General features: G+C 70.7%; 13 protein-coding genes. 7 read left to right on the top strand and 6 right to left on the bottom strand.

Going from position 1 to position 15,679, the window contains the following annotated elements; all coding sequences use genetic code 11:
• Positions 1-18 precede the first annotated feature (18 nt).
• The 4 genes from pmbA to AB3X08_RS14405 all read left to right on the top strand — a co-directional run bounded on the left by pmbA (position 19) and on the right by AB3X08_RS14405 (position 4,797).
• Positions 19-1,383: a metalloprotease PmbA gene (pmbA, locus tag AB3X08_RS14420; protein WP_369933393.1), complete on the top strand. Its 1,365-nt coding sequence runs from the start codon at positions 19-21 to the stop codon at positions 1,381-1,383.
• Between the two features lie 233 nt (positions 1,384-1,616).
• On the top strand, positions 1,617-1,994 hold the full coding sequence (locus AB3X08_RS14415) for a DUF4870 domain-containing protein (RefSeq protein WP_184411288.1): 378 nt from the start codon (positions 1,617-1,619) through the stop codon (positions 1,992-1,994).
• 198 nt (positions 1,995-2,192) lie between these two features.
• Complete coding sequence (locus AB3X08_RS14410) at positions 2,193-3,620, top strand: DUF1800 domain-containing protein (RefSeq protein ID WP_369933391.1); 1,428 nt, start codon at positions 2,193-2,195, stop codon at positions 3,618-3,620.
• A 37-nt stretch (positions 3,621-3,657) separates the two neighbouring features.
• Positions 3,658-4,797: a DUF1501 domain-containing protein gene (locus tag AB3X08_RS14405; protein ID WP_369933390.1), complete on the top strand. Its 1,140-nt coding sequence runs from the start codon at positions 3,658-3,660 to the stop codon at positions 4,795-4,797.
• 172 nt (positions 4,798-4,969) lie between these two features.
• On the opposite strand, the gene AB3X08_RS14400 is transcribed toward AB3X08_RS14405, so the two are convergent.
• Positions 4,970-6,061: a M35 family metallo-endopeptidase gene (locus tag AB3X08_RS14400; RefSeq protein WP_369933389.1), complete on the bottom strand. Its 1,092-nt coding sequence runs from the start codon at positions 6,059-6,061 to the stop codon at positions 4,970-4,972.
• Positions 6,062-6,341: 280 nt separating this feature from the next.
• Here AB3X08_RS14400 and AB3X08_RS14395 point away from each other — a divergent pair, with 280 nt between their 5' ends.
• A complete protein-coding gene (locus AB3X08_RS14395) occupies positions 6,342-7,895 on the top strand; it encodes a GH39 family glycosyl hydrolase (protein WP_369933387.1) in 1,554 nt (517 codons plus the stop codon).
• A gap of 227 nt (positions 7,896-8,122) precedes the next feature.
• Here AB3X08_RS14395 and AB3X08_RS14390 read toward each other — a convergent pair whose 3' ends face one another.
• From AB3X08_RS14390 to AB3X08_RS14370, 5 genes are all read right to left on the bottom strand, one after another.
• Positions 8,123-9,004 (bottom strand): polyprenyl synthetase family protein, encoded by an 882-nt coding sequence (locus AB3X08_RS14390; protein ID WP_369933385.1) that lies wholly within the window; start codon positions 9,002-9,004, stop codon positions 8,123-8,125.
• Complete coding sequence (locus tag AB3X08_RS14385) at positions 8,994-9,257, bottom strand: exodeoxyribonuclease VII small subunit (RefSeq protein ID WP_038237299.1); 264 nt, start codon at positions 9,255-9,257, stop codon at positions 8,994-8,996. Before AB3X08_RS14385 ends, AB3X08_RS14390 begins: the two co-directional genes overlap by 11 nt.
• A gap of 31 nt (positions 9,258-9,288) precedes the next feature.
• Positions 9,289-10,635, bottom strand: coding sequence for a tRNA lysidine(34) synthetase TilS (tilS, locus tag AB3X08_RS14380; RefSeq protein WP_420018187.1), 1,347 nt, complete (start codon positions 10,633-10,635; stop codon positions 9,289-9,291).
• Positions 10,636-10,914: 279 nt separating this feature from the next.
• A complete protein-coding gene (locus AB3X08_RS14375) occupies positions 10,915-11,451 on the bottom strand; it encodes a WG repeat-containing protein (RefSeq protein WP_369933381.1) in 537 nt (178 codons plus the stop codon).
• 26 nt (positions 11,452-11,477) lie between these two features.
• Positions 11,478-13,190: an alkaline phosphatase gene (locus AB3X08_RS14370; protein WP_369933379.1), complete on the bottom strand. Its 1,713-nt coding sequence runs from the start codon at positions 13,188-13,190 to the stop codon at positions 11,478-11,480.
• 152 nt (positions 13,191-13,342) lie between these two features.
• On the opposite strand from AB3X08_RS14370, the gene AB3X08_RS14365 reads away from it, so the two are divergent.
• Positions 13,343-14,683: a dicarboxylate/amino acid:cation symporter gene (locus tag AB3X08_RS14365; RefSeq protein ID WP_369933377.1), complete on the top strand. Its 1,341-nt coding sequence runs from the start codon at positions 13,343-13,345 to the stop codon at positions 14,681-14,683.
• A gap of 7 nt (positions 14,684-14,690) precedes the next feature.
• Positions 14,691-15,527, top strand: a complete 837-nt coding sequence (locus AB3X08_RS14360) for a class I SAM-dependent methyltransferase (RefSeq protein WP_369933375.1) — start codon at positions 14,691-14,693, stop codon at positions 15,525-15,527.
• Positions 15,528-15,679 lie beyond the last annotated feature (152 nt).

Raw genomic sequence — 15,679 nt, 5'->3', positions numbered from 1 at the left:
CCTCTACAGGATAAAGCATTGAACGCGATCACTTCCGAACTGCGCCGCGACGACAGCCTGGAACGGCTGGAGCGCCTGTCCGATATCGCCGAGCGGCTGCTGGCGCGGGCACGCGAACTGGGCGCCAGCCAGGCCGAGGTCAGCTGCAGCGAAGACCGCGGGCTGGACGTCAACGTGCGCCTGGGCGCGGTGGAAACGGTCGAGGCCACCCGCGACCGCGGCATCGGCGTCACCGTCTACTTCGGCCAGCGCAAGGGCAGCGCCAGCACCGCCGACCTGCACGAATCCAGCCTCGAGGCGACCGTCGCCCAGGCCTGCGCGATCGCCCGCTACACCGAGGACGACGTCGCCGCCGGGCTGGCCGACGCGGCGCTGATGGCGCGCGACATGCCCGAGCTGGACCGCTGGCATCCGTGGGCGCTGGAGGCCGAAGAGGCGATCGAGCTGGCCCTGGCCTGCGAGGCGGCCGGCCGCGAGGCCGACCCGCGCGTGGCCAATTCCGACGGCGCCTCGGCCGGCAGCAGCGAGAGCCTGTCGGTGTACGCCAATTCGCACGGTTTCGTCGGCCGCGAGCGCAGCACCCACCATTCGATCGGCTGCTCGCTGATCGCCGGGCATGGCGACGCCATGCAGCGCGACCACTGGTACAGCAGCGCCCTGGCGCGCGAGGATCTCGAACAGCCGGCGGCGATCGGCCGCCGCGCCGCCGAACGCACCGTGGCCCGGCTGCAGCCGCGCTCGCTGCCGACCGGCGAACTGCCGGTGCTGTTCGCGCCGGAGATGGCGCGTTCGCTGGTCGGGCACCTGCTCGGCGCGGTGTCCGGCGGCGCGCTGTACCGCCGCGCCAGCTTCCTGCTCGACAGCGTCGGCACCCGCCTGTTCCCGGACTGGTTCGCGATCGACGAACTGCCGCACCTGCGCCGCGGCCTGCGCTCGGCGACCTTCGACGCCGAGGGCGTGGCCACCCGCGCCGCGCCGCTGATCGCCGGCGGGGTGCTGCAGCGCTACGTGCTGGGCAGCTACTCGGCGCGCAAGCTCGGCCTGCCTACCACCGCCAACGCCGGCGGCGTGCACAACCTGCAGGTGGCGGCCAACGCGGACGACCTGGCGTCGATCGCCGCCGGCATCCCGCGCGGCCTGCTGGTCACCGAACTGATGGGCAACGGCGTCAACCCGGTCACCGGCGACTATTCGCGCGGTGCCGGCGGCTTCTGGATCGAGAACGGAGAAATCGCCTATCCGGTGGACGAGGTCACCATCGCCGGCAACCTGCGCGAGATGTTCCAGCGCATCGAAGCGGTCGGCCGCGACATCGACGTGCGCTCGCACGTGCACATCGGCTCCGTGCTGGTCGGCAAGATGACCGTGGCCGGCAACGACTGAGGCGTTGCCACGCACCGCGGCCGCTTGCTGTGCGGGGTGGCGTGCGAGAGCCGGGGTGAGTCCCGGTAGCCCGGACTGGTCGTTTTTCGGGTCGTTTGGGGTGTGCCCGGCCGCGGACGGTGCGGTGCGCCGACCCGGATCGGTACGGCCACGGCTTGACAGGTTCGCGCAGGCCGCCGAGAGTGGCGCGCGAAGCGCCTTGCCCACTCACCACCATAAGGATAGGAATACCGATGAGCGAATTCGACAACGTGACCGCACCGCCGCCGCCGCCGGCTGGCGCCGGCCCGCAGGAAGACCGCACGGTCGCCTTGATCACCCATCTGTCGGGCATCATCGCCGGCTTCATCGTGCCGCTGATCATCTGGCTGGTGAACAAGGACAACCCGGCCAAGTCGTTCCTCAACGACCAGGCCAAGGAAGCGCTGAATTTCCAGATCACCGTCGCCATCGCATACGTGATCTGCATGGTGCTCAGCATCATCGTGATCGGCGGGCTGCTGATGCCGGTGGTGTGGGTGGTGAACCTGGTGTTCTGCATCCTGGCCGGGATCAAGGCCAACGAAGGCGTGGCCTACCGCTACCCGTTCGCGCTGCGCCTGATCAAGTAAGCGCGGTCCGGTTCTCCGGTTCGCGAAAAAGGCCCGGCATCCGCCGGGCCTTTTTCATTTCGGCCGCTGCAGCGCACGCGACCGGCGCGGCGGGTCGGCGGCCGGCCAGGCGTGTTCGCCGATCCGGGAAGCCGCGCCGCAGGTCAACCGCACCCGGTGTGGCGCGTTTGCAGTAGCGATGCCGAACCGGAGCGCCGCATGATCCGTCGCGAAACCCTGAGTGCCGCGAACCGCTTCGGCCTGGGCGCACGCCCGGGCGAGCTGGCAAGCATCGACGATCCGCGTGGATGGCTGGCCGCGCAGTTGCGTGCGCCGCCCGTCGCCGGCCCCGCGATGCAGGGCTTGCCCGACAGCCTGGAGTACCTGCGCCGCGAAGCCGCCTACCAGCGCGAGCGGCGCCAGGCGCGGATGCAGGCGCCGGCCGACGCCAAGCCCGCGCAGCAGGCGGCGCGCGGCCTGTACCGGCAAACGCAGGCGCAGGAACTGGCGGCGCGCTACGCCGTCGCGGTGGCCAGCGCGGATGGCTTCGCCGAACGGCTCGTGCATTTCTGGTCCAACCATTTCGCGGTCTCGGTCGACAAGCGTGCGGCCGCGCTGTACGCCGCGCCGATGGAACGCGAGGCGATCCGCCCGCAGTGCATGGGCCGCTTCGCCGACCTGCTGCTGGCGGTGGAGCGGCATCCGGCGATGCTGCGCTACCTGGACAACGCCAACTCGATCGGCCCCGACTCGATGCTGGCGCAACGCGCGCAGCGGCGTGCGGCACGCCAGGGCCAGGGCCAGGATGCGCCGCCGCGCCGGCCCGGTCTCAACGAGAACCTGGCGCGCGAGATCCTGGAGCTGCACACGCTGGGCGTGGACGGTGGCTATACCCAGGCCGACGTCACCGAACTGGCGCGCGCGATCACCGGTTGGGGCGTGCCGGCGCCGCGCGACTTCGAGCAGGGCGCGCCCGATCGCGCCTTCGCGTTCCGCGCCCAGGCGCATGCCGCCGGCAGCCGCCAGGTACTGGGCCGGCGCTATGCCGAAGCCGGGCTGGAGCAGGGCGAGGCGATCCTGACCGCCCTGGCCCGGCACCCGGCCACTGCGCGGCATGTGTCGTTGAAGCTGGCGCGGCATTTCGTCCGCGACGATCCGCCGCCGGCGTTGGTGCAGCGCATGGCCGACGCCTGGCTGCGTAGCGACGGACACTTGCCCAGCGTCTACCGCGCGCTGATCGACAGCCCGGAGGCGTGGAGCGCGCAGGCGCGCAAGTTCAAGCCGCCGCAGGATTTCGTGGTGTCGGCATTGCGTGCCGGCGGCGAATGGCCGCAGGCGCCGGCGCAGCAGAAAATGCTGCTCGAGCTGCTGGCGCGGATGGGGCAGCCGCCGTTCACGCCGCGCTCGCCGGCCGGCTATGCCGACGTGGCCGCCGAATGGAGCGGGCCGGATGCGCTGTGGAAGCGGCTGCAGGCGGCCGAGGCGCTGGCCGGTCTCGCAGCGCCGACCGATCCGCTGGCGCTGGCAGGCAGCGTATTCGGCGGGACGCTGGACCAGGACACCGATGCGGCCTTGCGTCGCGCCGAATCGCCGCGCGATGGCGTGGCCCTGCTGCTGGCCAGCCCGGCCTTCCAGTGGCGCGCCTGAGCGGCGCGTCGCACAACCCGACCGCGGAGAACGCCCGATGCAACTGACACGCCGCCGTTTTCTCGCCGCCAGCGGTGCGGCCACGTGTTTGAGCCTCTGGTCCGGTTCCGGCCTGGCGACGCCGGGACCGCAGACACGGCTGCTGGTGGTGTTGCTGCGCGGCGCGCTGGATGGACTGCATGCGCTGGTGCCGCAGGGCGATGCGGACTATGCGCGGCTGCGCGGCGCGCTGGCGCCGCCGCAGACGCTGGCGTTGGACGGCAGTTTCGCGTTGCATCCGGCGCTGGCCTTCGCCCACGCGCTGTATGCGCGCAAGCAGTGGTTGCCGGTGGTGGCGGTGGCACCGCCGTATCGGCAGCGCTCGCATTTCGAAGCGCAGGACTGCCTGGAAAACGGCACCGCGCGGCCCAGCGGCGCCTCCAGCGGTTGGCTCAACCGCTGTGCGGCGGCGCTGCGCGGCGCCGACGCGCTGTCGGTGAGCGCGGTGACGCCGTTGATCATGCGTGGCCCGGGTGCGGTCAGCAGTTGGTCGCCGCCGTTGCCGAGCGCGGTCAATCCGATCCTGCTGCAGCGGCTGCAGCCCCTGTACGCCGCGGATGCGCAACTGGCCGACGGCTTCGCGCGCGCGGTGCGCGGGCAGGGCATGCAGGTGGACAGCGTCAAGGGCGGGCAGCTGCCGCAGGCGATGAGCGCCGCCGCCAGCTTCATGGCCAAGGCCGATGGCCCACGGATCGGTTTCGTCGAGGATTCGGGCTGGGACACGCACGGCAACCAGGCCGCGGTGCTGCAGCGCAAGCTGGCCGAGCTCGATGCCGGCGTGCGCGCATTCCACGACGGCGCCGGTGCCAGTTGGGAGCGCAGCGTGGTCGCGGTGGTGACCGAGTTCGGACGCACGGCGGCGGTCAACGGCACCGGCGGTACCGATCACGGCACCGGTGGCGTCGCCTTCCTGGCCGGCGGCGCGATCCGCGGCGGACGCGTTGCCGGCGATTGGCCGGGGCTGTCGCCGCGGGCCCTGAACGAAGGCCGCGATCTGCGCGCGACCACCGACCTGCGCGGTCTGTTCAAACATCTGTTGAGCGCGCACCTGGGCGTGTCCGAAGCGGCGCTGGAAACGCAGGTGTTTCCGGGCAGCGGCGCGGTGCGGGCGATGGAAGGACTGGTGGCGTCGGGTTGAAGCTTTTGCGTGCCAACGGTAGACGCTGGCGCGCCGATACTCTGTCGCATTCGCGGCCAACGTGGCGACCGCCCGGATTGCGACGCGGCCCATTGCGCTGCTCCGCGCCGAAGCAGCGGTGCCGGCATGCCTGCCGGCACCGCTGGTGCGAACGCGGCGTCCGCCGCTAGGCTCAGTTCTGCGCCGGGGTGTTCTCGGCGAAGTATTCGTGGCTGTCGGCGTTCTTCACCGCACGCGCCGGATTGCTGGTGGCCAGGCTCTTGGCCGCGCTCTGGCCGTAGGCGTAGTCCGAGGTACCGGCGACCACGGTGAAATGGCTCATCTCGTGGATCAGCGTGCCGGCCTTGGAGTCGGTGCCGGTCAGCGGCGCGCTCCAGAACGCGTTGCAGACGTAGATCTGGTACGGCTGGTTGGCGTAGACGTAGGCATAGGAGCTGTCGCTGCAGCCGCAGTTGATGGTGACCTGGCCGTTGTTCTGGTCGATCGCCGCGTCGATGTTGACGAAGTTGGAGGTGGCGGTGCTGTAGCGGCTGGCGTTGTAGGCGCCGAACCAGGTGGTGTAGCGCGCGCCGGTGCTGCCGCCGTTGAGATAGGTCTTGGCGTTCTGGGAATAGGTGCGCGCCGAGTTCACCGCGCTGCCGATGGTGCTGATCTGGCTGGTGCTGCACGAGGCGTAGTTGATGCCGTTGACCACCGCCTGCGGACCGGCCATCAGATCGTTGCGCACCGCGCGGCCGCGGCCGTCCAGCCACAGCGTCAACGGTGCGCTGGACACGGTCTGCGCCTGGCCGTCGGCGCGCTGCATCCGCTCGCCGTCGGCGAACGCGGCGTATTGCAGCGACGCGTTGAGGTTGATGGTGTAGTTGCCGCTGCGCGACAGGTCGTAGGCGTTGGCCAGGTCGATCTGCGCGTGCCGCGCTTCGCCCGGCTGCAGGGTCACGTAGTCCTCGGCGCGTGGCGCGGCGCGCTTGACCAGGCGCCCGACGTAATCGACCGTGCTGCCGTCGCGTGCGATCTCGAACAGGCTGGCGTCCAGTTCGCCCAGCGGCAATTCCCACTTCGGCACGCGCGCCACGCGTTCGCTGGTATTGCGCACGGTGACCGCGACCTGGCCGCGGTACTGTCCGTCCGCGTCGGCGACCGGCGCCAGCTCGACCTGCAACGGTGTGGTGGTGCGCGACAGCTGCGATTGCGCAGTGGCCGCCGACATGATGCCGACCAGGCTCAAGCCGATGGCTGCCGAGATCAGGGATACGTGTTTCATGCAGGCTTTCTCCGTCGAAAAGGGGATGCCCATGCGAGGGCGTATGCAAACTAGCCCGACGATCCGCGGGCAACCGGCGTTTGCGCGTTTGTCTGCGATTCCGTCCAGCGAACCGGGCGCTCGGTCCCACAAACGGCGTTCGCGCGAATGCCGCGGCGCCTCGATGCGCTACACGATGCGCGTGCGGCCTGGCATCGCGCGTTCGCCGGTGCATTGGCGATTTGCCGGTGTGCGGGCCGATGCTAGAGTCGAGCCTTCGCGTCTTGGGAGAGGGGATGTCATGGGAGTGCTACGGCTGGTGCTGGCTGCCGCATTGGCTTCGCTGACAGCGGTGGCCGCGGCGCAGCCTGCGGTCCGCGAGATCGCGCTGGACGTGCAAGGGCCGACGTCGCCGCGCGATCACTTCTACGACCTGTCGGTGGGCTCGGACTATCCGGGCACGCTGCTGCGCGAAGACAGCCTGGCGCAGCTGCGCACCGCCCGCACCGAACTGGGGTTCCGCTATCTGCGCTTCCACGCGATCTTCCACGACGTGCTCGGCACCTATCGCGAGGTCGATGGACGCCCGGTCTACGACTGGAGCAAGATCGACCGGCTCTACGACCGCATGCTCGGCATGGGCATCCGTCCGTTCGTCGAACTGGGTTTCACCCCCGAGGCGATGAAGCGTTCCGATCAGCGGATCTTCTACTGGAAGGGCAACACCTCGCATCCGCAGCTGGACAAGTGGAGTGCGCTGGTGGATGCGTTCGTGCGCCATGCGCGCCAGCGTTACGGCGAGGAGGAAGTGCGCCGCTGGTACTTCGAGGTCTGGAACGAGCCAAACCTGGCCGGTTTCTGGGAAGGCGCCGACCAGCCCGCGTACTTCGCGCTGTACGACGCGACGGCGAAGACGATCAAGCGCATCGACCCGCTGCTCAAGGTCGGCGGGCCGTCGACCGCGGGCGCGGCCTGGGTGCCGGAGTTCATCGCCCACGCGCATGCCGCCGGCACGCCGCTGGATTTCATCACCACCCACACCTATGGCGTGGACGGCGGCTTCCTCGACGAGAAGGGCGAGAGCGATACCAAACTGTCGCCATCGCCCGATGCGATCGTCGGCGACGTGCGCCGCGTGCGCGAGCAGATCCAGGCGTCGGCGATGCCGGGGCTGCCGCTGTACTTCACCGAGTGGAGCACCAGCTATACGCCGCGCGATCCCGTGCACGATGCCTACCTCAGCGCGGCCTACATCCTGAGCAAGCTCAAGGCCACCGAAGGGCTGGTGCAGGGCATGAGCTACTGGACCTACAGCGACCTGTTCGAGGAACCGGGCCCGCCGACCGCGCCGTTCCAGGGCGGCTTCGGCCTGCTCAATCCGCAGGGGGTCCGCAAGCCGGCGTACTTCGCCTACAAGTACCTCAACGCGTTGGGCGAGCGGCAGCTGCGCAACGCCGATGCGCAGAGCTATGCGACCTACGATGGCGGCGTGCTGAAGCTGCTGGCCTGGGAGTTCGCGACGCCGCAACAGGACAAGAGCAACCGCCCGTACTTCACCCAGGTGCTGCCGGCGGCCACGACCGCGCCGCTGCGCGTGCAGCTGCGTGGACTGGCGCCGGGCACGTATGCGCTGGCGATCCGCCGCACCGGTTTCGATGCCAACGATGCGTACAGCGCCTATCTGCGCATGGGCGCGCCAAAGGCGCTGAGCGCCGAACAAGTGCGCAAGCTGCAGGGCATGACCGCCGATGCGCCCGAATTGCGCCGCGTGCGGGTCGGCAAGGACGGCTCGGCGCAGGTGGAGGTGCGGATGCGCGCGAACGATGTGGTGCTGGTGGAGTTGCGTCCGCGCTAGCGGTTTTTTTTACTGGATACTTGCAGCGCAGGGAGCTGTTGTGGGAGCGACTTCAGTCGCGACGGGCTTTACCGGTAAAGCCCGTCGCGACTGAAGTCGCTCCCACATGACTCTGCGGACAGTGCGCTACGTGCACTGAAAAAAGACGGCTTCAGGGGTTATCCATAGCGCCTGTCGCGGCTGAAGCCGCTCCTACAGGAGCTTGTAAAGGCAGCGCCTGGATCGATTCAGTGCGAGCGATCCACCGCCAGCCTTGCCAGCGCCGCCAGCGTGTCGGCGCGGGCGCCGTGGCCCTGCAGGCTGTCGCGCATCGTCGTCGCCAGTTCGGCGAGCTTGGCCTTGGCGCCGTCCATGCCGAGCAGCGCCGGATAGGTGGACTTGGCCTGCGCCGCGTCCTTGCCGGCGGTCTTGCCGAGCTGTTCGGAGCTGGCCTCGATGTCGAGGATGTCGTCACGCACCTGGAACGCCAGGCCCAGCGCGCTGGCGAAGGTATCCAGCTGCGCCAGCGCGGCCGCGTCGGCGCCGCCGCCGAGCGCGCCCAGGCGCACGCTGGCGCGGATCAGCGCGCCGGTCTTCAACGCGTGCATGCGCTGCAGGTCGGTCAGCGGCTGCACCGTACCGGTGGCGTCGATGTCCAGCGCCTGGCCGCCGCACATGCCGGCCGCGCCGGCGGCGTCGGCCAGGGTCTGCAGCCAGCGCACGCGCAACGCCGCATCGGCGGCGCCGGCGTTGGCGAGCAGGGCGAAGGCCAGGCTCTGCAGCGCGTCGCCGGCCAGGATCGCGGTGGCCTCGTCGAAGGCGATATGCACGGTGGGACGGCCACGGCGCAGGGCGTCGTCGTCCATCGCCGGCAGGTCGTCGTGGACCAGCGAATAGGCATGGATCAGTTCCACCGCCAGCGCCGGCGCATCCAGCCGGGTTTCGTCGGCGGCGAACAGCGCGCCGGTGGCATAGACCAGCAGCGGACGCATGCGCTTGCCGCCGCCGAGGGTGGCATGGCGCATCGCCGCGTGCAGGCGCTGCGGCGCGGCCGCGGCGCTGGGCAGCTGCGCATCCAGGCCGGCCTCCACGCGCTGGCGCCAGCGCGCGAACGCGGCGTCAGCCGCCATGGAGCGGGGCGGGATCGAACGGCTCGGCGGTGTCCGGCTGCTCCGGATCGCTGAGCAGGCGCACGCGCAGTTCGGCCTGTTCCAGCGCCTGCTGGCACTGCCGGTACAGGCCGACGCCGCGCTCGTAGGCGCTGAGCGACTGCTCCAGGCTCAGGTCGCCGGTTTCCATCTTCTCCACCAGCACTTCCAGTTCCTCGAGCGATTGCTCGAAGCGGGCGACCGGGGAGGCTTCTTCTAGTGACTTCTTGGGCATCGCGGAAGTGTGCGCGGCGTCGGCGGCAGGGTCAATGCGAGGCGGGTGACGATGGCGTGGCGGCGGCGTCCAGGGCCAGCGCTGCGCCGTGCGCCTGCAGCCAGGCGTGCAGCGGCGCGGCGGCGATCCGGTCGCCGGCGGCGAGCAGGCGCTCGGCGTCGAACAGCAGCGGCAGGCGCGCGCGCTGCCAGGGCGGCACGGCGCGTTCCTGCAGCACCTGCTTGAGCGCCTGTGAGTGGACGCGCCCGGGCAACGCGATGCGTTCGCCGCCCCGGCGCAAGCGCACCAGCAGCGGGGTGTCGAACGCCAACGGCGGGTCGGCGTGCAGCCGCAGGCGGCGGCCGTCGGGCAGCGCCAGCGGCGCGCGGCCATCCCACTGCGCCTGCCAGTCGGCGGGTAGCGGCGGCGGATCGCGCTCGGCGTACAAGGCGTCGCGCCAGCTGCGCAGCGTCGCGCCATGCCAGGCGAATTGCGCGGATGCATCTGCACGCGCATGCAGCAGCGTGCGCTCGATCGCCACCAGGCCGGCCGCCGGCAACGGCGGCAGGCCCGCTTGCGCGACCCAGCGCCGCAGCACCCGCGCGCGGCGCGGCGCCGGCAGCGCACGCAGCTGCGGTAGCGGCAGTGGCGCGGCGGGGTCCTCGCGCAGCGCTTCCAGCGCGGCCTGGTCGTCGGCATCCAGCAGCGCACCGGCCTCGCCGCACAGCTGCGCGCTGCGCGCCAGCGCGTCCCCGGCATGCGGCCAGCGCTGGCGCAGCAGCGGCAGTACCTGCAGGCGCAGGAAGTTGCGGTCGAAGCCGGGGTCGGCATTGCTCGGGTCTTCGATCCAGCGCAGCGCGTGGCGCTGCGCATAGGCGTGCAGTTCGCTACGCGGCAGGGCCAGCACCGGGCGCCACAGCATGCCGTGGGCGAAGCCGCGCAGCGGCTGCATCGCCGCCAGCCCGTCGGGACCGGAGGCGCGCAGCGCGCGCAGCAGGAAGGTCTCGGCCTGGTCGTCGCGGTGCTGCGCCAATGCCAGCCACTCGCCTTCGCCCAGCGCCTGGGCGAACGCCGCGCGCCGCGCCTGCCGCGCCGCCGCTTCCAGGCCATGGCCGCTGTCGCGCGGCACCTGCACGCGCAGCACCTGCAGCGGGATCGCCAGCGCGGCGCAGAACGCGGCGCAGTGCTCGGCCCAGGCATCGGCATCGGCATGCAGGCCGTGGTGCACATGCAGCGCGCGCAGCCCGGCGCGGCGGTACCGCGGCTGGTGGGCCAGCGCGTGCAGCAGCACGCTGGAATCCAGTCCGCCGCTGAGGCCGACCAGGACCGCCGCCGGCGCCGGGTCGGGCAGGGCGGCGCTCACGGCGCAGGGCGATGCGATATCCGAATGGGGCGTCATCGCGCCACTTTAGAGGCTGGCGGCGCGGCCGCGAAGTGTGTTGCGGGGATGCGTCGCGGTCGCGCAGCGGATTGCGCTGGAGCGGGCGGCGAAGAGGGGCCTGGATCGCGATCGTGCGCTTGTATCGCCGGTCTGGCCGCTGCGTCGTTTCGACGCTACGCGGCTGCACCGTCTTTTCGCCGCAAGCGCTCCGCGCCAGCGGCTTGGGCGATGCGAAGGGAGCGGCAGTCCACCTTGCACTTATTCGATCCGCCGACGCTGTTGCGCTGCAATGGGCACTCAGGGCCGCGTTTCGGGCACTTCGCGGTTTTTGCGGTCGATGGCGTACCAGCGTCCGCCCTCCATCGGTGTGTGTCCGTCGCCATCGGGCGTACCGCGGCGGCAGCCGTCGCAGACCCGGGCCACGCCGTTCTCGAACGGCCAGGCGAAGTCGTGCACCGGCGGAATCACTTCGCGCAGGTGCAGGTCGTAGAAGCCAATGCGCCCATGGAAGATGCCGCGGGTGAGGCCTTCGGCGAAATAGTCCGGGCCGTTGTCCCAGGTGATCACCGGCAGGCTGCTGCCGTCGGCGCGTACGTAGTAGAACTGCGCGTTCACGGTCAGCACGGACAGGCCGTCGGCATCGAACTGCAGCTGCCGCGCCATCTGCGGCGATAGCCGCAGGCGGCCGTCGGCGCCCACGCTGCAGCCGGGCACGACCTCGCGGTCGGCGTTCGGATCGGCGATCCGGCACAGGTTGTCGGCCTGCGCCCAGGCCGCTGGCGCCGTCGCGAGGGCGACCAGCGCGACCAGCGCCGCTGCCCCTCGCCTGGCCATCGTCGTGTGCCGCTGCTGCTCCACCCTCATTTTGCGGTGACGCCCGCAGTGTCGGCCACGAACGCCTCCGGCTTCGGCAACTGCACCGGCACGCCGTCGCCGTTGCAGGTGCCGGCCTGGCACAGGCGGCCGCGCAGCTTCGGCGTGGCCTGCACGATCACGTGGTAGATCACGTTCTCTTCCAGGCTGCCGCGGAACGCATCGCTGCCGGGGCCGCGCGCCCAGATGCCGACGTCGTCGCCGCCATGGGTTTCGGCCTTGGTCGGCACCAGCGCTTCCTGCATGAAGTCCGGCTGCTCGGTATCGACATGGGTCAGGTCGGGGCGGCCCTTGACCGGTTCGAAGCTGCTGGGCGCGTGCGGGAAGGTCTTGATTCCGGCCGGCTGCTGGTTGCTGGCGCCGGTGTAGCCGGGGCCGTTGGCGTAGCTGAGCGTGGCGTACGGCTGGCCGTTGCCGTCCAGCGCCAGCTCGCCGGTATTGGCGTCTTCGCCGCTGGTGCCGCGCACCTTGCCCAGGATCGGGTTGCCGCGCTGCGGGTAGCCGACGAAGTTCAGCGTGTGCGAATGGTCGGCAGTGACGATGATCAGCGTGTCCTCGGCCGAGGTCGCCTCCGCCGCGGCCTGCACCGCCTGCGACAGGGCGATGGTCTCGTCCAGCGCGCGGTAGGCGTTGCCGGCGTGGTGGGCGTGGTCGATGCGGCCGCCTTCGACCATCAGGACATAGCCGTCCTTGCCGCGCGACAGCGTGCGGATCGCGGCGCGGGTCATCTCGGCCAGGCTCGGGTCGCCGGCCGCGCTCTGGTCGCGGTCGTGGTCGAACTGCATGTGGTCCGGCTCGAACAGGCCGAGCAGGGCCGGTGCGTTCTGCGCCGCTTCCAGCTGCCCGCGGTTCCAGACATAGGCGCCCTGCGGATGGCGCTGGCGCCATTCGCCGACCAGGTCGCGGCCGTCCAGGCGCAGGCCGACCTTGTCGTCGTATTCCGGGTCGCGCTGCTCGACCGTGGTGAACTGGCTGCGGCCGCCGGCCAGCATCACCTGCGGGCCGCGGCCGAAGCGCGCGCTCACCATCTGCTGGGCGATGTCGCGGCAGCCTTCGGCCACCGCCTGCTCGGGCAGGTCGGTGTCGCTTTCCCAATTGCGTTCGGGGGTGTGCGCGTAGGTCGCCGCGGGGGTGGCGTGGGTCAGCCGGGTGGTGGTGACGATGCCGGTGTTCAGGCCGGCGCTGTCGGCCAGTTCCAGCCAGGTCAGCAACCGCTTGCCGAGGCTGTCGGCGCAGGCCTCGCGCTTGCCGGCGGACACGCCGATCGCGCCCATGTGGGTCTTCACCCCGGTGGTGATCGAGGTCATGGTGCCAGCCGAGTCCGGCGTCTGCGAATCGGTGTTGTAGGTCTTGCTCAGCGCGGTGGCCGGGAACGCCTCCCACGACAGCTGATTCTCCTCGCCGGAGGCGCCTTTGCGCTGGCCGTCGAGGATGCGCGCGGCGGCGACCGTGGTCAGGCTCATGCCGTCGCCCAGGAACAGGATCACATTCTTGGCCTTGCCGCGCATGGCGCCATTGTTGGCGGCCTTGGCGGCGCCGCTGCGGTACCACCAGCCCGGGGTCTCGCCGCCGGGATGGGCCACGGCGGGGACGACGATCGGCGCGACGTTGGCGCTGGCGGCCGGGGCGTGCGGCGCGCTGGCGCAGGCACCCAGCAGCAGGGTGGAGGCGGCGGCGAGAACGGAAACGGGAAGGCGCATACGCGGAACGGGTCCTGAACAACGAAGTCCCCCGCATTATGCCGGCTACGACAAGGCACGCCGATGACATCGCGCCTTTCCAGCCATGGCGTCGTCGTTGGCGCCGGGGTGCGCTATCGTGCGAAACCCCCGAGATTTCCTGGACAGCATCGATGAAAGTGGTGACCGCCTGGTTGCGCATCCCGTTCTGGCAGCGCGTGGTGGCCGGCTTCGTGCTCGGTGCGCTGGCCGGCTGGGCGATGGGGCCTGCGGCGGACACCTGGTTCGGGCCGCTCGGCGACCTGTACGTGACCCTGATCAAGATGATCGCGGTGCCGCTGGTGTTCTTTGCGGTGATCAACGCGATTTCCTCGCTGCATGGCCAGCAGTCGGTGGCCAAGCTGGGCGGGCGCACCTTCCTGTGGTTCGTGCTCACCGCCGCGCTGGCGGTCGGCGTCGGGCTGGGCGTGGGCACCCTGCTGCAGCCGGGCGCCGGCCACTTCGGCCTGAGCGTGGACAGCGCCTGGAGGCCGCGCGACGTGCCCAGCCCGGTCCAGGTGCTGCTGGATGTGGTGCCGTCCAACCCGTTCTACGCGTTGACCGGCATCGGCACCAAGACCAACGCCGCCGGCGAGACCGTGCTGGCGGCCGGGCGCGGTTCGATCCTGCCGGTGATCTTCTTCGCCGGCCTGCTCGGCTTTGCGATGGTCAAGCTCGGCGAGCGGGTCGCGCAGGCGCGCAAGCTCGCCGGGCAGATGAGCGAGATCATGATCCAGGTCACCCGCTTCGTGCTGGAGATGACCCCGCTTGGCACCTTCGGCCTGATCGCCTCGCTGGTCGGCAGCTACGGCTTCGAGAAGCTGCTGCCGTTCGGCAACTTCGTGCTGGCGCTGTACCTGGCCTGCGCGATCCACATCCTGGTGGTGTACAGCGGGCTGCTGCTGGCGCACGGGCTGAATCCGTGGAAGTTCTTCCGCGGCGCCGCGCCGGGCATGCAGGTGGCGTTCGTCAGCTCCTCCAGTTTCGCCGCGATGCCGGTGGCGCTGCGCTCGATCACCCACAACCTCGGCGTCAACAAGGACTACGCCGCGTTCGCGGTGCCGCTGGGCGCCAGCATCAAGATGGACGGCTGCGGCGCGATCTTCCCGGCGCTGTGCGCGGTGTTCATCGCCCAGTACACCGGGGTGCCGCTGACCGCCAACCAGTATTTCGTGGTGCTGATCGCCTCGGTGCTGGGCAGCTTCGGCACCGCCGGCGTGCCCGGCACCGCGGTGGTGATGGCGACGGTGGTGCTGAGCGCGGCCAACCTGCCGCTGGAGGTGATCGGCTACCTGTACGCCATCGACCGCGTGCTGGACATGATGCGGACCATGACCAACGTGACCGGGCAGATGCTGGTGCCGGTGCTGGTGGCCAAGGAAACCGGCCTGCTCGACCGCAGCGTGTACGAGGCGGCGTCGAGCAATGTCGGCCTGGAAGATCCGCCGGCCGACGGGTCCGGCCAACTGCGTTGATCGCGCGGTGAGCGTGCCAGCGACCAGTCTGCGCGAACAGCTGCAGCGGCTTCCCGGGCTGACGCCGATCGATGGCGTGCTGGTGCAGCAGGCGCTCGCCGCCGACCCGTTCGAGCACCAGTACCTGGCGGTGCGGCAGCAGGAAGGCCGCGTCTACAGCGACGCGCAGGTACGCACGTTGCCGCATCCCGGCGGTGCGCTGGGCGCCAGCCACGAGTGGCGGGTGCGCGCCGAGTCCTGCCGACGCCTGCTGCGCCACCTGCGCGCGCGCGGCGGCAACGGGCCGTTGCTGGAACTGGGCTGCGGCAACGGCTGGCTGTCGCGGCGGCTGGCCGAAGGCCTGCAGCGCGAGGTCTGCGGCGTCGACGTCAACCGCACCGAACTGGCGCAGGCCGCACGCGTGTTCGCGGCCGATCCGCGCCTGAGCTTCGTCGCCGGCGACATCCACACGCTGCCGCTGCCGCCGCAGCACTTCGATGTGATCGTACTGCCGGCGTGCATCCAGTATTTCGCCGACCCGCGCGCGCTGATCGCGCGGCTGCTCGGCCTGCTGCAGGACGACGGCGAGCTGCACGTGATCGACAGTCCGTTCTATGCCGACGCGGCGCAGGCGCAGGCCAGCGCCGCGCGCAGCCTGCGCTACTTCGCAGGCTTGGGCTGCGCCGAGCTGGCCGGCCAGTACCACCAGCACACCTGGGCCGCGCTCGACGGCATCGTGCTGCACAGGCTGTTCGATCCGTGCAGCCTGCGCGCCCGCTGCCTGCGTGCGCTGCGCTGGCGGCAACCGCACTTTCCGTGGCTGTGCATCCGCAAGCGCGACAACCCGGCATTGGCGGCTGTCTAGGCCGTCGCGATCGCGAGGCGGGCGTCGCTGGCCAGACGATGGTGCGGTGCCGACGTTGCCCCTGAACCGGCCCACCGCGCGTTGCGGTGGCGCGGCGCCTGCAGCATCTGTACATGGCAGACTTCACCTTCTTTCCTTCCCCTGGAGCCCCG

This window comes from Xanthomonas sp. DAR 34887 (genome assembly GCF_041245805.1).
In the GTDB taxonomy this organism is placed as follows: Bacteria; Pseudomonadota; Gammaproteobacteria; order Xanthomonadales; family Xanthomonadaceae; genus Xanthomonas_A; species Xanthomonas_A tesorieronis.
The sequence above is the reverse complement of the archived record's forward strand: the minus strand, read 5'-3'. Positions and strand labels throughout refer to the sequence as shown.